We start from the raw sequence: 24,175 nt of genomic DNA, 5'->3' as shown, positions 1-24,175 counted from the left end.
GTGTCTTGTCTTCCGACGCGCTTTCTTTGCGCGAACCGGTATCCACTTCGCCCGAAAACGCTACGCCTACTTGTCCAGCCAGACGTCTTCGTAACGATAGCCGTTATAGGAGCTGTTGGACATGATCGTGACATTCTTCACGTAAGGCTGCCAGCAAGTGCCGGTGCGGGCATGGAAGATGATCGGACGCGCGACGTCTTCCTGCAGCTTCTTGTCGATCTCCCAGACCAGCTTCTTGCGCTTGTCGACGTTGGTCTCTTCCGACTGCTGGTCGAACAGCTTCTCGATCTCCTTGTTGCAGTAGTTGGTGTAGTTCCGCTCCGAGCCGCAGGCGTAGTTCTCGTAGAACGACTGGTCGGGCTCGTCGACGGCATTGCCGGTGAGGTTGAGACCGAGCGAATAGTCCTTGCGGGCGATCTTCGGGAACCATTGCGCGGTGTCGACGACGTCGAGCTCGGCGTCGATGTAGATGCTCTTGATCTGGTCGATCAGGATGATCGCGGGATCGCGATAGACCGCGATGTTGCGGGTCGAGACCTTGATCTGCAGGTGCTTGTCCGGGCCATAGCCCGCCTTCTGCATCAGCTTGCGGGCTTCCTCGCGGTTCTTCTCGATGTCGGGACCGTAGCCGGGGATCTGCTCCAGCATGTCCTTCGGCATCGCCCACAGCCCGTCCGGCGCCGGCTCCATGGTACCGCCGATGTCGCCCTGGCCTTCGAACATGATCTGGATGAACGCCTTGCGGTCGAGCGCCAGCGCCAGCGCGCGGCGGATGTCGAGATTGTCGAACGGCGGCGCGGTCGAATTGATGATGATGTTGGTGGAGACGTTGTTCGGTTCCACCATGCAGACCGCATTGGCCGCCTGCGACTTGACGTCCTTGAGCAGCGGGATCGAGACCTCGGTCGGGAACGTCATGTCGAACTTGCCGGAGACGAAGCCGAGGATTGCGGTCGAGCGGTTCGGGATGATGGTGAACTCGATACCGTCAAGATAAGGCAGGCCCTTCTTGAAGTAATCCGGGTTCTTGGTGAGCTTGATCGATTCGTTGGCCTTGAACTCGACGAACTTGAACGGGCCGGTGCCGACCGGCTTGGTGCGCATCTCGGCCGGCGACACATGGCAGGGATAGACCGGCGAGTAGCCCGAGGCGAGCAGCGACAGCAGCGCCGGCTGCGGCCGCTTCAGCTTGAACGACGCCTCATGGTCGCCGTTGGTCGTGACCTCTTCGACTTGCTCGTACCAGGACTTGCGCGGGTTCTGCCGGAACTTCTGCTGCGACTTGCCCATCAGCATGTCGAAGGTGCATTTGACGTCGGCGGCGGTGAACGGCTTGCCGTCGTGCCATTTCACGTCCTTGCGCAGCTTGAAGGTCAGCGTCTTGTTGTCGCCGCTCCAGGCCCAGCTTTCCGCAAGCTCGGGCCGGATCGTGCTGGTGCTGTTCTGGGCGATGTGCTGGTCGAAGATGACGAGATTGTTGAAGATCGGCATGAACGGAACGTTCAGCGAATAGGTCGCGCCCTCGTGGATCGAGGCGCTGCCGGGGCTGTCGCGGTGATAGATCCTGAAGATGCCGCCCGGTTTCGGCTCGGCTGCGCGTGAAACGTCGCTGATGATCAGCACAGACAACACCGCGACGGCCAGCGCTTGCACGCTCCGCATGGTCCCCTCCCACATTTCGGTCTCAATGGCCGATTGGCATCGACGATACCACGGTGAGGCTGTCGGGCAACCAGCGAGGATCGCGCGGGGATTGGCAATTCGGATGACCCCACAACATTAAAATTTCCACGGATCGGGAATAATGGCTGTGATTGCGGGGAACCTGGGTCGTTTTGCTATGCAGCGGCGAAACTCCGTTTGAATTCGGTTGCCGATGCCGATGTGTGCGGCGTGAAGCGGGCTGCAATCAGCGACAGTATGTCGCCGATGTAAGCCGCGCACTGCACACGCTCTCCGTCATCCTGAGGAGCGCGAAGCGCGTCTCCAAGGATCGACGGCCCAGCTGGTGGCCGTGCATCCTTCGAGGCTCGCTCCGCTCGCACCTCAGGATGACGGGGAAACATTCGCATTCACCTCACTCCGCCGCCTGCGGCGAAGGCAGGTGCATGTTGGCGACGCCATCGGCCTCGGTCGCCGAGATCGTGGTGCGAATCATCAGGCGGCCCTCATGCGCCGGCCAGGGGCGGCCGCGATGCATGGTGGCGCGGTTGTCCCACATCACGACGTCGCCCTGCTTCCATTGATGCAGATAGCTGACGCCGGGCGCGGTCGCGGCTTCGGTCAATTGCTCGATCAGCGCCCTGCCGGCCTCGGTATCCATGCCCTCGACGCCATAGGCATGGGAGGCAAGATACAGCGCGCCGCGGCCGTTGACGGGATTGCGCCAGACCATCCGCCAGCATACCGGCGGCAGCGCGTCGACTTCTTCAGTCGTTGCGAGGCCGGTGGCCACCTTGCTGCGCGAATGCGCGTAGGAGTGCCAGGCGAACGCGTTCTCCAGCCGACTTGCCGCGTCCTTGTCGAGCCGCTCGAAGGCAAGCCGCATCGAGACGAATTCGGTCTCGCCGCCATGTTCAGGAATGATGCGCGCCGACAGGATCGAGGTCAGCGCCGGCACCTGCTTGAAGGAAGAGTCGGTGTGCCAGAGCTGGTTGGCCCTGGCGCGCAGCTGCTGCCGGTGATCGGATGGAACCACCTTGCCGTCGGGCCCGAAGGTCGAGAGGATCACGAAATGCGAACCGGTGCCCATCGAACCGACCTTGGTCACCTCGGGCGGACCGAACCGGCGCGAGAAGGCGAGCTGGGTGTCGTTGCTGACCTCCTGGCCGCGGAACACCAGCACCGAATGTTCCTCGAACGCCGCGCGCACCGCCGCATAGGCGGCATCGCTGGCGGCAACGTCTGACAGCGTGACGCCGCGCAGCTCGGCACCGAATCCCGGACGCAGTGGGATCACTTCCATCGCAAGTCCTCCCTTTTCTTTGTTGTTGCGGCGAGGTTAGGGGAAAAGCCCGCGATCGGCAACGCGGCCCGCGGCGCCTCAGCCCATTGCGATCAGATTGTGCCGCGTGCGCCGGTCCGCGACCTCGATGCGATGTGTGACGAAGGCGAACAGCGCCCAGCTGGAATGGAAGGCGACACCGGCCAGAATCACGATGGCTCCGGGAATCGGACCGATCGAAGCGCGGTCCAAGATCGCGCTCATCGTGGTCAGCGGTAGCGGGTGGATCGCCAGCTTGCCGTAATAGGCGATGGCCTGGATCGCGAAGATCCAGCCATAAGTCCGTCGCAGGCGCCGGCCGATCGCTCTGACATAGCTGATGTGATAGCTGGGGCGGCGGTAGTCGTTGGCGAGCAGGTCGGTCCAGGCTGCGTTCGGTGTGGGGCCCTCGCCGCGGATCATCGGTGCGTAGAAATCGGTTTCGAGCAACCGCGCCCGGGCGCGCCAGACGTTGAAATAGCGATAGCGCCGCGCCTCGAATAGCAGGAATACGGTCACCAGCAGTCCGACCAGGACCATCGGCAAGGGCGAGGCTTCCGCACTGCTGTAGGTCGCCGACAGCGCGATCCCGGTCGTGACCACCGCCCAGTTGGTCGAACTGTCGAGACGGGTGCGCCAGACCGTGCTGCGATAGACCTCGCCACGATAGAGATGGGCGAGTGCACCGATCTCGGCGGCAGTGAATTCGAGCCTTCCGGCCTGCACCGGCTCCGGCTCGCGCGGCTGGGGCAATGGCATGGCGGCCTCCGGCGAAGCTGGCTTACGATCCCGGAGCATAGCGCGAAATCCGCGCGACCGGCGAGTCCGTTGCGTCCGTCGGCTTGGTTGGCAGCATCAGTCCGGATGCCGCACCGCCGCTCACACGATCCGCGAGGTCTTGTTGCCCCAATAGCGGTCACGCAGCAGGCGCTTGTAGAGTTTGCCGGTCGGCAGCCGCGGCAGCTCGGCTTCGAAATCCACCGAGCGCGGCACCTTCTGGCGCGACAGCGAGCCGGCGCAGAACGCGATCAGTTCCTCGGCAAGCTCCGGCCCCGGCGCGATGCCGTCGACCGGCTGCACCACCGCCTTCACTTCCTCGCCGAGATCGACATTGGGCACGCCGAACACCGCGGCGTCGGCGACCTTGGGATGGGTGATCAGGAGGTTCTCGCATTCCTGCGGATAGATGTTCACGCCGCCGGAGATGATCATGAAGGTGGCGCGGTCGGTGAGATAGAGGAAGTTGTCGTCGTCGACATAGCCGACGTCGCCGACCGTGCTCATGCTGCCGTCGGCCGAGCGCGCCTCGCCGGTCTTGGCGGGGTCGTTGAAATATTCGAATGGCGTGGCGGTCTTGAACCACACGGTGCCCGGCGTTCCCTTGGGGCAAGGCTGCATGTTCTCGTCGAGGATATACAGATCGCCGAGCAGGACCCTGCCGACGGTGCCGCGATGCGCGAGCCACTCCTCGCTGTTGCAGGCGGTGAAGCCGAGCCCCTCGGTCGCGCCGTAATATTCGTGGATGATGGGGCCCCACCATTTGATCATGTCGTCCTTGACCAGCGCCGGGCAGGGCGCGGCGGCATGGATCGCGATCTCGAGGGTCGACAGATCGTAGCGGGCGCGAACCTCCTCGGGCAGTTTCAGCAGGCGCGAGAACATGGTCGGCACCAGCTGGCTGTGGGTGATGCCCCATTGCTCGACCAGCTGCAGATAGCGCTCCGGGTCGAAGCTCTCCATGATGACGACCGTGCCGCCCATCCGGATGGTGAGATTGACCGCGGCCTGCGGCGCCGAGTGGTAGAGCGGCGCCGGCGAGAGGTAGACCATGCCCTCGCGGTAGTGCCAGAGCTTGGTCAGGAAATCGAACAGCGGCAGGTTCTGCGATGGCGGCTGCTCCGGCAGCGGCCGCACGATGCCCTTGGGCCGGCCGGTCGTGCCGGAGGAATACAGCATCGCGGTGCCGGCAAATTCGTCCGCGATCGGCGTTGATGGCAGGCCTGCGGTGGTCTCTCGCAGTCCGACAATGCGATCGCTCTCGCTTTCGCCGTCGACCACGATGCAGAGCTCGACCCGCAGGCACTCCTTCAGCGCCTCGCGCGCGATGTCGAGCTTCAGCTTCGAGGTGATCAGGATCCGCGACTGGCTGTTGGTCAGGATGTAGGCGAGTTCGCCCGCGGTGAGGTAGGAGTTGACGCAGGTGAAGTAGAGCCCGGCGCGCTCGCCGGCGCCGCAGGCCTCGAGGTAGCGGTTGTTGTTCTCCATGAAGATCGAATAATGATCGAGCCGACGCAGCCCCTGCTTGCGGAACAGATGCGCGAGCCGGTTGGAGCGCGCCTCGAGCTCACGATAGGTGACGGTCTCGCCGGTCCCGGCCATGATGAAGGCGGGTTGCAGCGGGCGCAGGTAAGCATGCTTGCCGGTATACATCGAACTCCAGATCCCCCTTGATCGTGCTTGTTCTTGTTTGACGCGTTTTCTTCACGCGAACCGGTACCCACTTCGCTCGAAAGCGCTCTATGCAGCCATCTCCAGAATCTCGCGAACCTGGGATGGATCGTCGATCTTGCGCGGATTGCGCGGCACCCAGGGCGTTCGCATCGCTTGCTTTGCGATGCGGTCGAAATGCTCGGGGCCGACGTGGACCTCCTGCAGGCTGCGCGGCATGCCGAGGTCGCGGATGAAGAGGTCGAGCACGTCGCCGGCGTCCGCGCCCGCATGTCCCATTGCGGCCGCGACCAGCGCGTGCCGGTCGGCATTGTCGCGCTTGTTCCAGCGCATCACCGCGGGCAGCATCACGCACGAGGTATAGCCGTGCGGCACGTCGAATTCGGCGCCGAGCACGTAGCCGATGCCGTGGCTCGCGCCCATCGGCACACCCGAGGCGAGCGGGCCGGTGGAGAGCCAGGTGCCGATCTGGCAATCCATTCGCGCCGAAATATCCTTCGGGTCGGCTTTCACCCGCGGCAGGCCGGCTGCCAGCATCTCCAGTCCCTTCAGCGCCTGCGCGTCGCCGTAAGGATGCGCCTCGCGCGAGCAGATGCCCTCGACGCAATGGTCGACGGCGCGGATGCCGGTCGACAGGAACAGCCATTCCGGCGTGTGCACCGACAGTTCCGGATCGAGGATGGTGGCGCGCGGCATCACCAGCGGATGGCGCAGCATCTCCTTCTGCCGCTTGGCCTCGTTGGTGACGCCGGCGATCGACGAGAACTCGCCGCCGGCGATGGTGGTCGGCACGCTGATCTGGCGCACGGTCGGTGGGTTCATCGCGGGCGAGACGCCGCCATGGGTGCGGATCGTCTCGATGCCGTCGGACGTCGTGACGTTGTTGGCGAGGCAAAGCTGCACCGCCTTGGCGCCGTCGGTGATCGAGCCGCCGCCGATCGTGACGATCAAATCCGCTTTCGCGCCGCGCGCCTGCTCCGCCGCCGCGATCACCGCGGCGCGCGGCGTATGCGCCGGCATCTTGTCGAAGGTGCCGACGCAGCGGCGCCCAAGCGCCGCGCGAACCTTCTCGATCTCGTCGGTCTCGCGGTTCAGCGTGCCCGACACCATCAGAAAGGCGCGCTCGGCGCCAATCCGGTCCAGCTGCTCGACGATGGCCTCACGCGCGGGCCGCCCGAACACGACCTCGTCCATGGCACCGAATACGACACGGCCTTGATGCAAGCGCCTGTCCTCCCTCAACACGGTCCGCCTTGCTGGCGGACCTTTGCGGCGAGGTTAGCGGAGGAAATCGGGGCCGTCATCAGGGCTCTGGGCCGGTGGTTTGATACGGTCGCGCCGCCCATTCCGCTGTCGTCCCTGCGAAAGTGTTCGGTCCCGTGTGATTGGCGAGGGCCTGGATTGGCGCCAGGTAGCCGAGGCATTTGAGGCGGGTCCGATTGTAGTCGTGGACGAACTTGGCGATGAAGGTGTCGCGGTCGGCGTGGTTGACAAAGGTACGGCGCGCGCTGCCCCGTTTGTTCGCGGCCAATGGCTTCGGCGATGCGCCGGTTGAAGCGTTCGACGAGGCCGTTGGTCTGCGGATGGTAGGGCTTGGTCAGGCGATGCTGGATGGCGCACTGTCGGCAGAGTTGATCAAAGGGGTGGTCGCCGGAAGGCTTCCCGGGCGGCTTGTTCTTCTTGTCGACGGCGAAGCGGTCGGTGAACTCGGCACCGTTGTCGGTGAGGATAGTGTGAACCTGGTGCGGAAAATCAGCCAGGAAGCGCTTAAGGAAACCGGTCGCGGTCGCTCCGTCCCGCCTGGAATGGACCTCGACAAAGACGTAGCGGGTGGCTCGGTCGATGGCGACAAAGGCATAGCTGGTGCGGCGCTGCAGTGCCGGCAGATACTTCACGTCGATATGGATGAAGCCGATACTGGCATTCTCGAAGACGCCGGCTTTGGGCTTGTCAGGCTTGGCAAGCCGGCTGATGCCATTGCGCTGCAGGCAGCGGTGAATAGCACTACGGGACAGCTTGGCGTTGATGCATCGCCGCATCACCTCAACGATGTCGTCCAGCGGCAATTGGAGCGATGTCCGTAGTTCACAAACGGCCCTTTCTTCAACCGCGGAGAGGCTGGTCGTGAGGTTCTTCGGCCGGTGCGAGCGGTCTTCGACCGTCGTGCGGCTGCGCCAGCGATAAATCGTGGTCTCGCTGACCCCCAGTTCGGCCGCCAACTGAGCGACCGACTTCCGGCTGCGCTGGATGTAGGCACGTGTCTTCGGCGTCGTCGTGGCGTTCGCGTGCAAGCTCAGTTCCATGACACGAGGCGCTCCTAACAAAGGCCACGCCTCGTTCTACACCGATTCCATCCAACCAATCTGCAGGGACCAAACACGAAAGCAGGGACCCATAACCACAGGGTTGCGTTGTTGAAGTGAGCTGTGGCCCGAGCGCTGGCTAAACAATTGGCATCGGTGGTTATGGGTCCCGGGTCGCGCGGAGCCTGTCATCGGGCGGCGCTTCGCGCCGACCCGTTGGCTTGCCCGGGACGACATCGAATATGTGGCACTCGCGTGAGTCATACATCCGCATCCTCGCGGCGCGCTGCATCCGAGTCTTGCGTTTACTTGCCTCCCCGTGGAAGCAGAGGACGCCCCGGAATGACGGTGAAAGCTTCAGGTCGAAATCGGATGACCGGCAGAAATCTTGACGGCAACATCGCGGCGTGTGTTACACCTCGAAAGCAACAGGGACGTGCGCATGACATCCACCGTCGATCTCGCGAAACTGCATATTGAAGACTTCACGCCGCATCAGGATGCGGAGTTCGCGATGCAGGCGGAGAGGGACCGCGTCGTGCCGCTGAAGCTCGCCAAGGTCGAGCCCGCGGGCAACAGCGGCCGGCCGGGTGGCGCATTCTCGCTGCTGTTCACGGCGCCGAAGGGCGCGTGGCTGCCGCAGGCGATCTATCCGGTGCGACATCCGGCATTGGGCGTGATCGAGATGTTCCTGGTGCCGATCGGTCCGGTCGCGGACGGCAATGGTTATCAAGCGATCTTCACCTGACGCTCTGCCGCCCGCCAGCGCATCAGGTCGTAAACGCCCTTGTCTTCCTCGGTGATGAAGCCGAGCCGCCGGTAGAGCCGCATCGCCGGGTTGAGCTTCTCGACGTGGATCGAGACGTCCTTGCCGGCGGCCTTCGCCTCGTCGATCGCGTCGCGCAGCAACGCTTCGCCGTAGCCCCTGCCGCGATGCTCGGGCAGGAAGGCGATGTCGATGATGCGGTGCTGGCTCGGCCAGCGTTCGAGATAGAACCGGCCGACGTCTTCACCCTGGCGCGCGATCACCAGCCAATCGGCGTTCGGATAGTGCTGCTGGTAGTGCGCGTGCTGGGCGCGGAATTGCTGCTCGAGAAAGGCGGCCTTGTCGGCCTCGCTCCACGGCACCGGCGCAAGTTCCTCGGCGCGCGTCGAGGCATAGAGGCGGCCGAGGAACGGCAGGTCCGCCTCCGACAGGCGGCGAAAGCCGCAACCGACTTCGGCCGCGCGCGCCCAGCCGAAGGCGGACGTGATGGTGCCTGGCGCGTCGAGAGCCAAAACGAGCTCAGCCTCGCGCCGGGAAGACGCCCTGCAGTGCGATGCAGAAGTTCAGCGTGAGGTAAGGTTGCATGTTGTTGTGCGGAAGGTTGCCGCCCGTCATGCCGATCATGGTGGCGTTCATCTGCGTCAGTGTTGGCGCCGGGCTCCCGGGCACGTAGGCGAACGCGTTGGCCGATTTGCCGAGGATGCGGGTCGGGCTCGGGACTTGAACGTCGGCCGTGTCCTGCGTACCGACGTTCACAGGGTGGTTGTGCTGCGGTATCTGGTTTTGCAGCAGCGTCACATTGGGGGAGCCGGTGGTCTCGCCGAGGTCATACAGCGACAGCCCCGGGCCCTGTCCGGGCGCCAGCGGCGCGTTGCCCTGCATGTTGGGAAGCGCGAAATTCGAGGTGCCGTTGCCGCCATAGGTGACGCCGAGCAGCGAAAACAGCGCCGTGTTCTGCGAGATCGGCAGGATCTGGCCGCTGCAGAAGGCCCAGCCCTTGGGAGCGAAGTTGAACGGAAAGATGCGGATTTCGGCGACGAAGGGGTCGGCCATGGTGTCGCGCTCCTAGCCCTGGCTCGGGAAAATGCCGGACAGCGAAATGATGAAGGTGACGCAAAGCAGCGGCTGCAAATTGCTGTGCGGCAGGTTTCCGCCGGTATTCGTCAGCATTCCGCCTGCCATGGGCCCGTCGGGCGGCTGGCCGTCGATATACATCGCGATTGTGCCGGTCGTCTGATCGAGAATATTTCCCTGCGGGTTCGACGCGGTGCCGGTCTGCTTCGCGGCGATGAAGGCGTGCGAATGCTGTGGGATCGTCTGCGTCGTGAGTGTTACGTTTTCGACGCCGCCAGTCTGCCCCATGGCATAGGTCGTGCCGCTGCTGGCGGTGCCCGTGTGGATTGGCACACGGCCGCGCAGATCGGGGACCGCGAAGGTGGATTGGCCATCGCCGCCATAGGTGGTGCCGATCAGATTGAACAGCGCGTCGTACTGGGAGATCGCCAACAGGCTGCCGTCACAGAAATTCCATCCGACCGGGGCAAAGCTGCCGCCGAACATACGGATTTCGCCTAAATAGGATTCTGACATCGGCGCTTCTCGTCAATTCTGCGAGGGGAAAATGCCCTGGAGGGCAATGCTGAAATTGATCGTCAGGAACGGTTGCATGTTCTGATGGGCCTGGCTGCCGCCGGCATTGCCCACGGTCAATGGATTGAGCGGGGTGATGTCGGTCGTCGACGTGCTGTAGCCGTTGTTGAAGGCACCGAGATAGGCCCCCGAATCGAGCGGCTGGCTACCGTTGCTGTTGGTGGCGTTGGCCAAATGATTGTGCTGCGCCATCTCGTTGATCGTGAGCGTGTGGCTCTCCTCGCCGCCGCGTTGGCCGAGCGTATAGCCGGGGCCCATACTTATCGGCACCCGGCCTCGAAGGTCGGGCAGGCCAAAAGTGACGCGCCCGTCCCCGCCATAGGTCGTACCTAGCAACGAGAACAGTGCCTGATTCTGAGCGATGGGAAGCAGTTGGCCGTTGCAAAATGCCCAACCCTTGGGCGCAAAGCCGAACGACATCATGCGGACTTCGGAAAGAAACGGATCGGCCATCGGTCCTCCGCGAATACGTCGTACGATTTGTGAAAAATTCGAAGCAATGATGCTGCGTGTGCAACGTCTGCACGATAGCGTGTTTTGCGGCTAGTGCAACCTCAACGATTGTCTGGTTTCCGCGATTTTTTCGATTCCGCGGCCGCGCGAGCCATTCGCAGTTCGCGACGAGACGGTATCGCTGCTGACGGGACCGTTGTCACGAATCGGACATGTCCAAGCGGACATCATGAGGCGATTGAAGTTTGCGACGGAAGCGCGGATCCCATCCATCTGAGGCAAGCCTGCCGGAACGCTTCGGCAGGCGTTGTGTAGTCGATACGGTGCCCGGTCAGACGATCAGGTCATGGTGCAGCTGGGCGTGGTTGTTGTCGGTCGGCGTGCCGCCCATGGCGGCAAACGTCGCCTCATGGCCGACCCACCATGGGGTGCCGGCATTGGCGTGCCCGCTGAACAGATCGGACCAGGTCTGGGTGTTCGCGGCCGGGTCCGCGTGGCTCGTGCTGGCCTGCGACGGCGTCTGGGTGAACGACGAGAAGTCGAAGCCGTCGCGGTTCAGAGTCGAGGATGTGTTGCTCTGCATGGGCATCGCCTTCGCCGATCCCACGTTGGCCTGCGTGACATCCGCGGCGGTTGGGAGCCGCCGCTCGCCGTCGGCGAGACTGATATACATCAGGTCGTTGACATCGGATGACGACGTCAGGTCGGGGAGGCCGAGCACGTGTCCCAACTCATGGACCACGGCGGTCAATAGATCGAAATGACCGGCTGCGGCGGTCGACGAATCGGTCTGCAGATCGGAGCCGGAAGCATTGAGCGCGTGGGGGAACTCAAAATTGTCAAACGGTGTCGAATCGACGAACCAGCCATGGCCGGCGGCATCGGCATCGATCGTAATGTGGCCGGCGCTTTCCAGGCCGACCACCTGGCCGGCGAGATCAGCGACGCTGAAGGTGACGGCATGCAGCGCGGCCAGTTGATCCGCGTCCACGCCAGCCTTTGCCCATTGGGTAATGGCCGCCGAGACGACCGAGTCGAGCTGGCTTTGCGTCAGGTGGGTTTCACCCGGGGTCGCGACGGCGGCCTGCACGCCGCCATCCGCGGCGAGCAGCGGCGACGAGCCGAAGCCGTTGGTGCTGCCCGCCGTGACGCTGATGGTCGGCGCCGTGGTGACCGTATTGTGCGCCAGGACGTAGCTCGAGATTGCGGCGGTATCGGTCGCGCCGCCGCCGTAGGACGTGCCGTCGCCCGCGTGCAGGCCGACGGTGGTGGCAAACCGATCGCGCAGCCGGATGTCGGTGCCGGTCGCGCCCGAACCGAGGAACTGATTTTCCTGGGCGCCGGTGCCGCCCAGCGTCAGCGAGACGCTCTGCGCATCGCCCGCGACCGTGCCGGCATTAAGTTCGAAGCCATGAGCGCCGAACGCACCCGGGTTGGACACCGTGTTGCCCATGACGATCGCGGTCAATAGGGCGTTGCCGCCGTTCGCAGCGTCACCGGTCTGCAGTTCGATTCCGTCGTTGTTGTACTGATACAGATGATTGTTGGTGATCGTGACGCTGGAATTGGCCCCGCCCATCGTGACGAAGCCGATGTCACTGCCCTGGGCGGAGCCGCTGTTGGCGACGCCGGCGACGCCGATCGTGTTGGAATCGATCGTGCCGTTGAACGAGCTTGCGCCTGATCCCGTGCTGATGCCGAGCGCGGTGCCGAGGGCATCACGCATGGTATTGTTGGCGATGTTGAAGGTCAGGTTGGCGTGGTCGCCGGTCCCGCCGGAGCTGATGGTGATGCCGCCGCCGCCCGAGACGATATTCTGGTTGTTGTTCGAGAAACTGTTTCCGTTCAGCACGAGGTCCGAGTTGACGCCGCCGTGCAGATCGAGCTGGAACAGGTCGCCGCGCGCCGACGTGAATGTCGAATTCTGCACGGTCGCGTTGAATGTTCCGTCGGTGGCCTGGAACACCAGGGCATCGCCCGAGCTGTTTCCGGCCGCCGAATTGGTCGCGAAGGTCGAGCCGGTAATGGTGATGCGGTTGAGTGTCTGACCGCTGTTGTTGAAGACGTGGAACGCATCGAGCGCCGCGCCCGTGAAGGTCGAATTCGTTACCGACGCCGTGCCGGACAGGCCGGTGAAGTAGACGTCGCCCTCGCCGATGCCGCCGACGTTGGTGCCGTTGGTGCCGGTCACCGTGGTGTTGCCGAGGGCAAAGCCGGTGACGCTGGTGCCGACGATGCCGTAGTTCTGGAAGTCGTGCATCGCCAGATAGGACAGCTGAACGTCCTTGGTGTTGTTCAGATAGACGCCGCTGCCCTGCGTGGTGCTGCCGTCGGCGCCGGTCTTGTTGGCGATGGTGCCGCCGCTGCCCGCCGTCGAGCCGTCGCCGGTGATGTGCAGGCCGCCGTTGCCGGCGGCGGTGCCGGTATTCGACAGGATGATGCCGTTGTTGGACCCGCCGCTCGAGGTGATGCTCTTGAGGATGAAGTTGGACGAGCCGATCTGGGTGTTCTCGACATCGAGCGCGGTGCCGGTGCCCGACGTGATGGAGTTGTTGGTGCCGGTCAGCGTGATGGTGCCGCCATGGGTGAAGCTCATGCCGGTGCCGCTGGCAGTCTTGACCGTGATGTCGGACATCGTGACGGTGCCGACATTGTTGTTGTCGTCGCTGATGCCCATGCCGGTCGAGGCCGAGGTATCGATGCTGACGCCGCTGATGCTGTGGCCCGAGGTGCCGAGCAGGTCGATGCCGTTGTCGGCGCCGGTCACCTTGATCACCGGATCGGTGCCGGTCGCAGTGTTGGCGGTCACCACGGCGCCGGTCACCGGATTGGTGAACGTCAGGGAGTGACTGCCGCCGACCAGGTTGACGCCATTGGCGAGGTTGATGCCGTTGGGCCTCGGTATAGGTGCCGGACCTCAGCACGACATAGTCGCCAGAGCCGGCCGGATTCGCCGCGTTGTAGGCGGCGATCGAGGTGTATGGATCGGCAGCGGTGCCGAGATTGGCGCTGTTGGCCAGCGCCGTGGGCGAGTTGTCGATGTAGAACACCTGCGGGACGACGCCGACATGAAAGGTCTGGGCGCCCGACGTGAGCGGCCCGCCGGTGCCGGTGTTGCCGTTGTCGTTGATGTTCAGCGTGACGGTGTCCGAGCCGGTGAAGCCGTCGTCGCTGTTGTAGGTCAGCGTCGCGAGCGCGGTGTTGACCTGCGCGACGGTGCCGGTCAGCGTCACCGTGTGACTGCTGTTGTTGGTAAAGCTGGCGAGCCCGGCGGTATTGAAGGTCAGGTTCGCATGGCTTGAGGCAATCGTCGCCGTGACGTTGCCGCTCGCGGCATCGATGTCGGCGACCGAAAGCCCTGAAATCGCGAGGTTGGTGTGCGAGAACGCCGTTCCGATCGAATTGTCCGCCGGCACCGACGCGGTCGGGCCATCGTCCACGGCGGTGACGCTTCCCGTCGTCGATCCTGTGCCGGTGTTGCTGCCGCCATTGGCGGTGCCGCCGTCATCGTGCACGGTCAGGCTGTAGGAACGCGCGGTGGTGTCGGGGTTTTCGCTGGTGTTGTTGAACTGAATCAGGTCCAGCGCCGCATTGTAGTGCGCAAGCGTGTCGGTGCCGGTGAAGCTGATCGTTTCGGTGCCCGCGGTGCTGGTGATCTCGAAGTGGATGCCGCCGATATCGCCGCTGTTGCCGGCGTGGCCTGCGATCGACAGCGCATCCGACGGCTTCAGATTGTTCAGAACGAAGGTCGCATCGGTCAGGTTATTGCCTTCGGCGTCCGTGATCGTCAGGTTCGGCGTGATCGTGACCGGCGTCGAGTTCGCTGCCGGGGTGCCGTTCGGCGGCTCGGAGAAGCCGGTGATGGCCCCGAAGCTCACGACCGGCGCGTCGTTGACCGGCGTGACGTGGATGATCGAGGTCGAAGTGTTGCTATTCGCCGAGCCGTCATTGACGGTGAAGCTGACGGTGCGATCCGCGCCGGACGGATTGTCGCTCGAGTTGAAGTAGGTGATGGAATCGAGCGCGGCCTTGTAGTTGGCGACGCTGGAGGAGCCAAATAGCGTCAGCACGCCGGTCAAGCTGTTGTACGATCCGGAGATGCCGTTTTGGCCGGCGAAGCCCAGCACGTCCTGGCCGGCGGCGAAGCCGCCGGTGATCTGCACCGTCGCGCCGGTCATATTGGCGCTGTCGACATCGGTCACGTTGACCGACGCATCGATCACGGTCGCGGCCTGGTTTTCGGTGTAGTTCAGCGTGCCGCCGGCGGTCGTGACCGGCGGATCGTTGACCGGCGTGACGTTGATGGTGCCGGTGACCGGCGTGGAGGTCGCCGTGCCGTCGTTTGCGATGATCGTGACGGTGCGCGCCAGGCCCGACGGGTTGTCGCTGGTGTTCTGATAGGTCACCGAGGCGACCGCCGCCTGATAATCGGCGACGCTGGCGGTACCTGTCAGCGTCAGCATGCCGGTTCCCGCATTGAACGAGCCGGTGATGCCGTTCTGGGACGTAAAGGCGAGGACGTCCTGACCGTTCGCGTAGTTGCCGGTGATCTGCACCGTCGCGCCGGTCAGCGTAGTGTTGTCGACGTCGGACACGATGATCGCCGGGTCGAACGCGGTCGCGGCCTGGTTCTCGGTGTAATTGAGGGTGTGACCGGCGGTGACGACGGGCGGGTCGTTGACCGGGGTGACGTTGATGGTGTCGGTGACCGGCGAGCTGTCGAGCGTGCCGTCATTGGTCGTGATGGTGACGGTGCGCGCCAGCCCGGACGGATTGTCGCTGCTGTTGATGTAAGTCACCGACGCCAGCGCGGCCTGGTAGTTCGCGACGCTGGAGGAGCCGGTCAGCGTCAGCGTTCCGGTCGCGGCATTGAACGAGCCGGTGATGCCGTTCTGGTTGGTGAAGCCGAGGACATCCTGGCCGCTGGCATAGTTGCCGGTGATCTGCACCGTCGCGGACACCAGATTGGCGTCATCGCCGTCGGTGACGGTGATCGCCGAATCGATCACGGTCGCGGCCTGGTTCTCGGTGTAGTTCAGCGTGTGGCCGGCGGTGACGACCGGCGCCTGGTCGACCACGACGGCGATGGTGAAGGTCTGCTGGCTGTGCAGCGTACCGTCGCTCGCATCGACCGTGACGTCATAGGACGGGTCGGCAATGTTGATCTTGCTGGGATCGGCGACCGTGATCTTGCCGGTGGTCGCATCGATGGTGAAGCCGCCGCCGGAAGTGTCGCCGACCAGCGAATAGGTCACGGCGGGGCCGTTGACGTCCGTCGAGGATGCCGTGACGCTGGTTCCCGCGCCGACCGGTGCGTTGACCGCAACGCGGTTGGCGCCGGCGTCGGCATCGACCGGGGTCGACGGCGCGACGTCGGTGACGGCGATGGTGAAGGTCTGCGAGCTCGTGAGCAAACCGTCGCTGGCCTGCGCGGTGACGGTGTAGGCGTGCCCGGCCGGGCTTTCGTAATCGATCTTGGAGCTGTCCGCGACGGTGATGACGCCCGTCGTCGCGTTGATGGTGAAGCCGCCGCCGGAGGTGTCGCCGATCAGCGACCAGGTCACGGCCGGGCCGTTGACGTCGGTTGCCGCCGCGGTGATGCCGACGGTCGAGCCGTTGGCAGCGCCTTCGGCGATCGTGTTGGTGCCGGCATCGGCATCGACCGGGGTCGACGGTGCGGCGTCGTTGACGGCGATGGTGAAGCTCTGCGAGCTCGCCAGCGTGCCGTCGCTGGCCTGCGCGGTCACCGTATAAGAATGGGTCGGGCCGCTGCCCTCATAATCGATCTTGGTCGGGTCGGCGACGGTGATGACGCCGGTCGTCGGGTCGATGGTGAAGCCGCCGCCGGAGGTGTCGCCGATCAGCGACCAGGTCACGGCCGGGCCGTTGACGTCGGTCGCATGCGCGGTGATGCCGACCGCAGTGCCGGCGGCCGCGCCTTCGACAACGCTGTTGGCGGCGGCGTCGCCGTCGACCGGCGTCGATGGCGCAACATCCGCGATGTTGATGGTGAAGGTCTGCGAGCTCGCCAGCGTGCCGTCGCTGGCTTGCGTGGTGACGGTGTAGCTGCCGCCCGAGCTTTCGAAATCGAGCTTGCTCGAATCGGCGACCGTGACGACGCCGGTTGCGGCATTGATGGTGAAGCCGCCGCCGGAGCTGTCGCCGATCAGCGAATAGGTCACGGCCGGACCGTTGATGTCGGTCGCCGACGCGGTGATACCGACGGTCGAGCCGTTGGCTGCGCCTTCAATGACGGTGTTGGCGCCGGCGTCGGAGTCGACCGGGGTCGACGGCGCGACGTCGGTGACGGCGATCGTAAAGGTTTGCGAGCTCGCCGTCGTGCCGTCGCTGGCCTGCGCGGTGACGGTATAGGAATGGGTCGGACCGCTGCTCTCGTAATCGACCTTGGTGCTATCCGCGACGGTGATGACGCCGGTTGTGGCGTCGATGGTGAAGCCGCCGCCGGAGGTGTCGCCGATCAGCGCATAGGTCACCGGCGGGCCGTTGACGTCGATCGACGACGCCGTGACACCGACGGTCGAGCCGTTGGCGGCGCCTTCGGCGATCGCATTGGCGCTGGCGTCGCTGTCGACTGGGGTCGAGGGCGGGGCTTCGGTGACGGCGATGGTGAAGGTCTGCGAGGTCGCAAGGGTGCCGTCGCTGGCCTGCGCGGTAACGGTATAGGCGTGGCCGGGCGCGCTTTCGTAATCGAGCTTGCTCGGGTCGGCGACGGTGATGACGCCTGTTGTCGCGTTGATGGTGAAGCCGCCGCCGGAGCTGTCGCCGGTCAGCGAATAGGTTACCGCCGGGCCGTTGATGTCGGTCGAGGATGCGGTGACGCCGACCGTGGTGCCGACGGCCGCACCTTCGACGACGGTATTCGCGGCAGCATTGCTGTCGACCGGGGCCGACGGCGCAACGTCGGTGACGTTGACGGTAAAGGTCTGCGTGCTGGTCTGCGTGCCGTCGCTGGCCTGCGCGGTGATCGTGTAGGCGTGGCCGGGCGCGGTTTCGAAATCGACCTTGGTGGGATCGGCGACGGTGACGACGCCGGTCGCGGCGTTGATGGTGAGGCCGTGGGCATCGCCGACCAGCGAATAGGTCACGGTGCCGCCATTGATGTCGGTGGCGTGCGCGGTGATGCCGACGGCGGTGCCGATGGCGGCGCCTTCGACCACTGTGTTGGTCGCGGCGTCAGAGTCGGTGGGAGCCGACGGCGGGGCGTCAGTCACGCCGATCGTGAAGGTTTGCGTCGTCGTGGTCGCGCCACTCGTCGCCTGCACCGTGATGGTGTAGGCGTGGCCCGGCGCGCTCTCGTAATCGAGCTTGTTCGGATCGGCGACGGTGACGACACCCGTCGTGGCATTGATGGTGAAGCCGCCGCCGGAGGTGTCGCCGGTCAGCGAATAGGTGGTTGCGGGGCCGTTCGGATCGACCGCGGAGGCGGTGATGCCGACCAGCGTATTGACGGCAGCGCCTTCGACGACGGTGTTGGCGGCGGCATTGACGTCGACCGGGGTGCTGACCGCCACGTCGTTGACGTTGATCGTGAAGCTCTGCGAGCTGACGCCGCCATGGCCGTCGCTGGCCTGGACCGTGATGGTGTAGGCGTGACCCGGCGCGGTCTCGAAGTCGATCTTGGCGGAATTGGCGACGGTGACGATGCCGGTGGTGGGATCGATCTTGAAGCCGCCATTGGAGGAATCCGATGTCAACGAGTAGGTGACGCCGGGGCCGTTGACGTCGGCCGACGACGCGGTGATGCCGACCGAGGTGTTGACCGCGGCGCCCTCGTTGACGGCGTTGGCGGTGGCGTTGCCGTCGGTCGGTGTCGAGGGCGGCGCATTGCTGACCGCGATCGTGAAGCTCTGCGACGAGACGAAGATACCGTCGGTCGCCTGCACATTGACGACATAGCTGCCGCCGGAGCTCTCGAAATCGACCTTGGAGGGATCGGCAATCGAGACCACGCCGGTATTCGGATCGACCTTGAAGCCGCCATGCGAGGAATCGAACGCCAGCGAATAGGTGACCGGAAGACCGATCAGGCTGGTGGACTGCGCGGTGATGCCGACCGATGTATTGGCTGCGGCGCCCTCAACGACCGTGTTGGCGCCGGAATTGGCGTCGGTCGGTGGCGACAGGAAGCCGGGCACCGGCGGCCACGGCGTGCCGGGAGGACAGCCCAGGTAAAGATATTGCAGACCATACGTATTGACGAACGCCTGCGCGGCCGGATCCAGAATGATATTGCCGCTCGGATCGAGATGAAGCTCGGGGCGGGTTAAACCACCGATTGTATAGGCAGGTATGGTCGTCATGAGCACTCCCGCGATCGGCGTGAAAGCCGATCAACTAACTACAATTTTTGGGGACGACGAGGTGTGAAGCAGTTCACACGTTGAGGTTGACTACTTGCGATCCGAGATCGCACCGGTCCGCTCGCAATATGCGGACACCGCGACGGTTGCGGAGTCCCGACATCAGCAAGTTCAAATGCGCTTGCCATTACGTAATCGCTTCCACTCACTCACGCCGCGAGAAAAGCCCAATGAATGTTCGAGAAAAGCGCGGCGGCCAAGAAAATTTACCGGTTGGCAACCACGACCGTATTGTCGATGCTTCCGAGTGTCAATGTGTGTCCACGTGACACCGCGCCGTTAACCACGATTCGGCCATGCAGCGGGAGGTAGAGTGTGGGAACTCGACCATTTTTAATCTTGTGCGACCCCCGGTGGTTTCTGCGCCGCAGGCGGAATTGTCGTTGTGTGACGAACATGTGTCGTTGATTCGCCTTGGGATTGATTCCCGGCAAGCCGTCTGTGATCTCTCCTCACCCGAAAGGCCAGTGAATCTGTCCCTTCCTGTCGTCACGGCTTCGCGATCACGTCGTAAGGCTTTCAGATTGCGCAACTATTCGCTTGATCCGGCGGCCATCTTGAACAGACTGGGGAGCGGCTACATCTGTGACGTCCGCTGCCGCGACATTGCGGTGGTCCATCCGCGTTGAATCACCGCAAGTTTAATTGCGACTTTCGTAGCCCTGCACTGATCCTTGGGGAGAGGGAATTGAGTTCGATTGACAGAACGGGGCGTGTGGCTCCGGTGACCGGCGTCGAGCGTCATTCGCTTCGCCGCCATGCCTCACGCGGCCTGTCGCTCAGGCCTTGGCTTGGCCTTGCGCCGATCGGGCTGCTGGCGGCGCTGGCGCTCGGCGGCTGCGACAACAAGAGCGCGCAATCGCAGGCCGCGCCTCCGCCGCCACCTGTGACCGTCGCGCAGCCGGTCAAGCGCACCGTCACCGACTGGGACGAGTTCACCGGCCGCTTCGAGGCGATCGAGGAGGTTCAGGTCCGCGCCCGTGTCGGCGGCTTCGTCAACAGCGTCGAGTTCAAGGATGGTGCGATCGTCCACGCCGGCGATCTGCTCTACATTATCGACCCGCGGCCGTTCGAGGCGGTCGTGCTGCAGGCCGAAGGCCAGCTGGCCGACGCGCGCGCCAAGGGGGAGCTTGCCAAGCGCGATCTCGAGCGCGGGCTGAACCTCGTGCAGACCAGCGCGGTCTCGGAGCAAGTCGTCGATCAGCGCCGTCAGGCGTTGCAGGCGGCACGCGCCGCCGAGACCCAGGCCGAAGGCACGCTGAAGGCCGCGCAGCTCAATGTCGAATTCACCCATGTGCTGGCGCCGATCACCGGCCGCGTCAGCCGGCATCTGGTCACTCCGGGCAATCTCGTGCAGGGCAGCGAGGGCGGCGCGACGCTGCTGACCTCGATCGTGTCGCTCGATCCGATCTACATCTATTTCGACGTCGACGAGGCGACCTATCAGCGCAACAGCAAGCTGTGGTTCGAAGGCAGGCGGCCGAGCTCGCGCGACACCGCGAACCCGGTGCAGGTGACGCTGACCGGCGAGACCAAGCCCTCGCATGAAGGCAAGATGGACTTCCTCGACAACCGGCTCGACGTCTCGACCGCGACGCTGCGCAGCCGCGCGATCATTCCGAACAAGGATCTGTCGGTCCTGCCCGGCCAGTTCGGCCGCGTCCGCATCATCGGCTCCTCGCCCTATGAGGCGCTGTTGATCCCGGACAGCGCTGTTGCCACCGACCAGTCGCGCAAGATCGTGTTCGTGGTCAAGGACGACAACACGGTGGAAGCTAGAGCGGTCACGCTCGGGCCGCTCGACGATGGCTTGCGCGTCGTCCGCGAAGGCCTCAAGGCGGAGGATCACGTGATCGTCGACGGCCTGCAGCGCGCCCGCGTCGGCGCCAAGGTGACGCCGAAGATGGCGCAGGCTCCGGCGGATTCCAAGCCCGCCGCAGGCGACAAGCCCGCGGCCGCTGACAAGCCCGCCTCAGGTGCCAAACCATGAATCTCGGCAGGCTCTCCATCAACCAGCCCATCCTCGCGATGGTGCTGTCGATCGTGCTGCTGATCGTCGGCGCGATCGCCTATCCGACGCTGCCGGTCTCGGAATATCCGCAAGTGGTGCCGCCGACCGTCGTCGTCACCACGCAATATCCGGGCGCCTCGGCGCAGACCGTGTCCGACACCGTCGCCGCGCCGATCGAGCAGGAGATCAACGGCGTCGAGGACATGCTGTATCTCTACAGCCAGGCGACGTCGAACGGCCAGCTCACCATCACAGCGACCTTCAAGCTCGGCACCGACCTCGACAAGGCCCAGGTGCTGGTGCAGAACCGCGTCGCGATCGCGCAGCCGCGGCTGCCCGAAGAGGTGCAGCGCAACGGCGTGACCACGCGCAAGAACTCGCCCGACATCCTGATGGTCGTGTTCATGCTGTCGCCCGATGACACGTTCGACCAGCTCTACATCTCCAACTACGCGCTGCTGCAGGTCCGCGACCAGCTGTTGCGGCTCGATGGCGTCGGCGACATCCAGATGTTCGGCGCGCGCGATTACTCGATGCGGCTGTGGCTCGATCCCGACCGGATCGCCAATCTCGGTCTGACCTCGACCGAGGTGCTGGCGGCGATCCGGGCGCAGAACCTGCAAATCGCCGGCGGCCAGATCGCCGAGCCGCCGATCGCCGATCGCGCATTCCAGCCGAACCTCGTCTTCACCGGCCGCCTCAAGGACATCAGGCAGTTCGAGGACATCGTGGTGAAGGCCGGCTCCGACGGACGCACGGTACGTCTGCGCGACGTCGCCCGCGTCGAGCTCGGCGCGCTGTCCTACGCCACCAACAGCTTCCTGCTGCGCAAATCCGCGGTCGCCCTGCTGGTGACGCAACGGCCCGGATCGAACGCGCTCGCCACCGCCAAGAGCATCTCCGACACGATGGAGCGGATGAAGGCGAGTTTCCCGAAGGGGCTCGACTACAATATCGGCTACAACCCGACCGAATTCATCGCCCAATCGGTCCACGAGTTGATCAAGACGATCTACGAGGCCATGGCGCTCGTCGTCATCGTGGTGCTGGTGTTCCTGCAGGGATGGCGGCCTGCGATCATCCCGATCATCGCGATCCCGGTGTCGCTGGTCGGCACCTTCGCGGTGATGGCGGCGCTCGGCTTCTCGATCAACAATCTGACGCTGTTCGGCCTCGTGCTGGCGGTCGGCATCGTGGTCGACGACGCCATCGTGGTGGTCGAAAATGTCGAGCGGCATCTCGAGCACGGCATGAGCAGGCGCGACGCTGCGCTCAAGACCATGGAGGAGGTCGGCGGCGCGCTGGTCTCGATCGCGCTCGTGCTGTGCGCGGTGTTCGTGCCGACCGCCTTCCTCGGCGGCATTTCCGGGCAGTTCTTCCAGCAATTCGCGGTGACGATCGCGGTCGCGACCGCGATCTCCTGCTTCTGCTCGCTTACGCTGTCGCCGGCGCTGGCCTCGCAGATCCTAGTGCCGCATGAGGCGAAACGCCCGCCGGCGCGCTGGAACATCATCGCGCGCGGCTGGGACAGCTTCACCGCGCTGTTCAACCGCGTGTTTGACCGGCTCGCGCACGGCTATGCATCGGTGGCCGACTTCGTGATCCGGCATACGGTGGTGATGCTTGCGCTCTACCTCGTACTGATCGGCAGCGCCGGCTGGCTGCTCGCGACCACCTCGCAGGGCTTCATTCCGGCGCAGGACCGCGGCTACGTCATCATCTCGGCGCAGCTGCCGGGCGCCGCGTCGCTGACGCGGACCACCGCTGTTGTGCGCGAGATCGAGCGGATTGCGCTGGATACGCCGGGCATCGTTCGCGTCGCGGCTTTCGCCGGCTTCTCCGGTGCGACGCGCACGCAGCAGGGTAACGCCGCGGCGCTGTTCCCGGTATTCGACGAGCCGGAGGCGCGCCTGAAGAAGGGGCTGACGGCGAACGCGATCACGGCCGAATTGCGCAAGCGTCTGTCGGTGATCCAGGGCGCTTTCATCATCGTCATTCCGCCGCCGGCCGTGCCCGGCATCGGCACCGGTGGTGGCTTCACCATCCGCGTCCAGGACCGGCAGGGGCGCGGACCCGAACTGCTGGCTTCCGCGACCGATGAACTGGTGACAGCCGCGCGCAAATCACCGTCTCTCACGTCGGTGTTCTCGCCGTTCACCGCGAACACGCCGCAGCTGTTCGTCGACATTGATCGCGTCAAGGCGCAGAAGCTCGGGGTGCCGATCGCCAACATTAATGACACGATCCAGACCTATTTTGGTTCGACCTATGTCAACGACTTCAACCTGTTCGGCCGCACCTATCACGTTACCGCGCAAGCCGATCTGCCGTTCCGGAAAGACAGCCCCGATCTCGCAAGGCTGCGCACCCGCAACGTCGCCGGCGACATGGTGATGCTCGGCAGCATCGTGGACTTCAAGGACGTCTCGGGGCCCGACCGCGTCGCGCGCTACAATCTTTACTCGGCGTCCGAACTGCAGGGTGAGCCGGCACCGGGCGTGAGCTCGACGACGGCGCTCAACACCATCAAGCAGCTCGCCGACCAGACATTGCCGAGCGGCTTTTCCTTCGAGTGGACCGACCTGTCCTACCAGCAGGTCACCGGCGCCAATGCCGGCCTCTACGTGTTCCCGATCTGCGTGCTGTTCGTCTATCTGGTGCTGGCCGCGCAATATGGCAGCTGGACCTTGCCGTTCGCGGTGATCCTGATCGTGCCGATGTGCCTGTTCGCGGCCACGATCGGCGTGCGCCTGATGGGCCAGGACGTCAACATCCTGACCCAGATCGGCTTCGTGGTGCTGGTGGGGCTGGCCGCCAAGAACGCGATCCTGATCGTCGAATTTGCACGCGACATCGAGCTCGAGGGGAGGTCGCGGCTGGACGCGGTGATCGAGGCCTGCCGGCTCCGTCTGCGGCCGATCCTGATGACCTCGTTCGCCTTCATCCTCGGCGTGCTGCCGCTGGTGGTATCGACCGGTTCGGGCTCGGAGATGCGGCAGGCGGTCGGCGTTGCCGTGTTCTTCGGCATGCTCGGCGTCACCCTGTTCGGCCTGATCTTCACGCCGATCTTCTACATGGTGGTGCGCAACCTCGCGGAAGGAAAGAACGAGGGCAAGCCGGCCGAGCCCAAGGCAACCGTGGCGGGTTGAGGGCGGCACCCAACGTTCCGCAGCAGCAAGT

14 protein-coding genes are annotated in these 24,175 nt (G+C 64.5%); 3 read left to right on the top strand and 11 right to left on the bottom strand.

Translation table 11 applies throughout. From position 1 onward, the window contains the following. Positions 1-66: 66 nt before the first annotated feature. The 6 genes from ACVMIH_RS25245 to ACVMIH_RS25220 form a co-directional block, all read right to left on the bottom strand. Positions 67-1,662, bottom strand: a complete 1,596-nt coding sequence (locus ACVMIH_RS25245; RefSeq protein ID WP_057021209.1) for an ABC transporter substrate-binding protein — start codon at positions 1,660-1,662, stop codon at positions 67-69. Between the two features lie 415 nt (positions 1,663-2,077). Continuing rightward, a complete protein-coding gene (locus tag ACVMIH_RS25240) occupies positions 2,078-2,965 on the bottom strand; it encodes a TauD/TfdA dioxygenase family protein (RefSeq protein ID WP_456782880.1) in 888 nt (295 codons plus the stop codon). Positions 2,966-3,043: 78 nt separating this feature from the next. Then, positions 3,044-3,742, bottom strand: a complete 699-nt coding sequence (locus ACVMIH_RS25235; RefSeq protein ID WP_456854522.1) for a DUF2270 domain-containing protein — start codon at positions 3,740-3,742, stop codon at positions 3,044-3,046. 120 nt (positions 3,743-3,862) lie between these two features. Next, positions 3,863-5,413 carry an AMP-binding protein gene (locus ACVMIH_RS25230; protein ID WP_456854523.1) on the bottom strand — a complete coding sequence of 517 codons (1,551 nt, stop codon included), beginning with the start codon at positions 5,411-5,413 and terminating at the stop codon, positions 3,863-3,865. A gap of 87 nt (positions 5,414-5,500) precedes the next feature. Further along, positions 5,501-6,655, bottom strand: coding sequence for an iron-containing alcohol dehydrogenase (locus ACVMIH_RS25225; protein ID WP_076834875.1), 1,155 nt, complete (start codon positions 6,653-6,655; stop codon positions 5,501-5,503). 14 nt (positions 6,656-6,669) lie between these two features. Continuing rightward, positions 6,670-7,734: a DDE-type integrase/transposase/recombinase gene (locus tag ACVMIH_RS25220; RefSeq protein ID WP_456863767.1), complete on the bottom strand. Its 1,065-nt coding sequence runs from the start codon at positions 7,732-7,734 to the stop codon at positions 6,670-6,672. Between the two features lie 442 nt (positions 7,735-8,176). On the opposite strand from ACVMIH_RS25220, the gene ACVMIH_RS25215 reads away from it, so the two are divergent. Beyond that, positions 8,177-8,482: a DUF6916 family protein gene (locus ACVMIH_RS25215; RefSeq protein WP_229190868.1), complete on the top strand. Its 306-nt coding sequence runs from the start codon at positions 8,177-8,179 to the stop codon at positions 8,480-8,482. On the opposite strand, the gene ACVMIH_RS25210 is transcribed toward ACVMIH_RS25215, so the two are convergent. The 5 genes from ACVMIH_RS25210 to ACVMIH_RS25190 form a co-directional block, all read right to left on the bottom strand. After that, entirely contained in the window at positions 8,464-9,012 is a 549-nt protein-coding gene (locus ACVMIH_RS25210; RefSeq protein WP_244559027.1) for a GNAT family N-acetyltransferase, read from the bottom strand. The genes ACVMIH_RS25215 and ACVMIH_RS25210 overlap by 19 nt on opposite strands. A gap of 7 nt (positions 9,013-9,019) precedes the next feature. Further along, a complete protein-coding gene (locus tag ACVMIH_RS25205) occupies positions 9,020-9,553 on the bottom strand; it encodes a phage tail protein (protein ID WP_076834877.1) in 534 nt (177 codons plus the stop codon). Between the two features lie 12 nt (positions 9,554-9,565). After that, positions 9,566-10,090, bottom strand: a complete 525-nt coding sequence (locus ACVMIH_RS25200; RefSeq protein WP_076834878.1) for a phage tail protein — start codon at positions 10,088-10,090, stop codon at positions 9,566-9,568. A 12-nt stretch (positions 10,091-10,102) separates the two neighbouring features. Continuing rightward, the gene (locus ACVMIH_RS25195) at positions 10,103-10,603 is read right to left on the bottom strand and encodes a phage tail protein (RefSeq protein ID WP_225162022.1); all 501 of its coding nucleotides are present in this window, start codon (positions 10,601-10,603) and stop codon (positions 10,103-10,105) included. A gap of 1,718 nt (positions 10,604-12,321) precedes the next feature. Beyond that, complete coding sequence (locus ACVMIH_RS25190) at positions 12,322-18,924, bottom strand: cadherin domain-containing protein (RefSeq protein WP_456863764.1); 6,603 nt, start codon at positions 18,922-18,924, stop codon at positions 12,322-12,324. An 832-nt stretch (positions 18,925-19,756) separates the two neighbouring features. Here ACVMIH_RS25190 and ACVMIH_RS25185 point away from each other — a divergent pair. Continuing rightward, positions 19,757-20,974, top strand: coding sequence for an efflux RND transporter periplasmic adaptor subunit (locus ACVMIH_RS25185; RefSeq protein ID WP_233475753.1), 1,218 nt, complete (start codon positions 19,757-19,759; stop codon positions 20,972-20,974). Next, complete coding sequence (locus tag ACVMIH_RS25180; protein ID WP_456863761.1) at positions 20,971-24,144, top strand: efflux RND transporter permease subunit; 3,174 nt, start codon at positions 20,971-20,973, stop codon at positions 24,142-24,144. Before ACVMIH_RS25185 ends, ACVMIH_RS25180 begins: the two co-directional genes overlap by 4 nt. Positions 24,145-24,175: the final 31 nt, after the last annotated feature.

The organism is Bradyrhizobium sp. USDA 4503, assembly GCF_054055815.1.
Note: the sequence above shows the minus strand (reverse complement) of the source record. Positions and strands in the feature narration are given on the sequence as shown.

Coding starts and splice junctions, on each gene's coding strand:
- ACVMIH_RS25245 (WP_057021209.1), bottom strand. CDS start 1,662: ATGCGGAGCGTGCAAGCGCTGGCCGTCGCGGTGTTGTCTGTGCTGATC.
- ACVMIH_RS25240 (WP_456782880.1), bottom strand. CDS start 2,965: ATGGAAGTGATCCCACTGCGTCCGGGATTCGGTGCCGAGCTGCGCGGC.
- ACVMIH_RS25235 (WP_456854522.1), bottom strand. CDS start 3,742: ATGCCATTGCCCCAGCCGCGCGAGCCGGAGCCGGTGCAGGCCGGAAGG.
- ACVMIH_RS25230 (WP_456854523.1), bottom strand. CDS start 5,413: ATGTATACCGGCAAGCATGCTTACCTGCGCCCGCTGCAACCCGCCTTC.
- ACVMIH_RS25220 (WP_456863767.1), bottom strand. CDS start 7,734: ATGGAACTGAGCTTGCACGCGAACGCCACGACGACGCCGAAGACACGT.
- ACVMIH_RS25215 (WP_229190868.1), top strand. CDS start 8,177: ATGACATCCACCGTCGATCTCGCGAAACTGCATATTGAAGACTTCACG.
- ACVMIH_RS25205 (WP_076834877.1), bottom strand. CDS start 9,553: ATGGCCGACCCCTTCGTCGCCGAAATCCGCATCTTTCCGTTCAACTTC.
- ACVMIH_RS25200 (WP_076834878.1), bottom strand. CDS start 10,090: ATGTCAGAATCCTATTTAGGCGAAATCCGTATGTTCGGCGGCAGCTTT.
- ACVMIH_RS25195 (WP_225162022.1), bottom strand. CDS start 10,603: ATGGCCGATCCGTTTCTTTCCGAAGTCCGCATGATGTCGTTCGGCTTT.
- ACVMIH_RS25190 (WP_456863764.1), bottom strand. CDS start 18,924: ATGACGACCATACCTGCCTATACAATCGGTGGTTTAACCCGCCCCGAG.
- ACVMIH_RS25180 (WP_456863761.1), top strand. CDS start 20,971: ATGAATCTCGGCAGGCTCTCCATCAACCAGCCCATCCTCGCGATGGTG.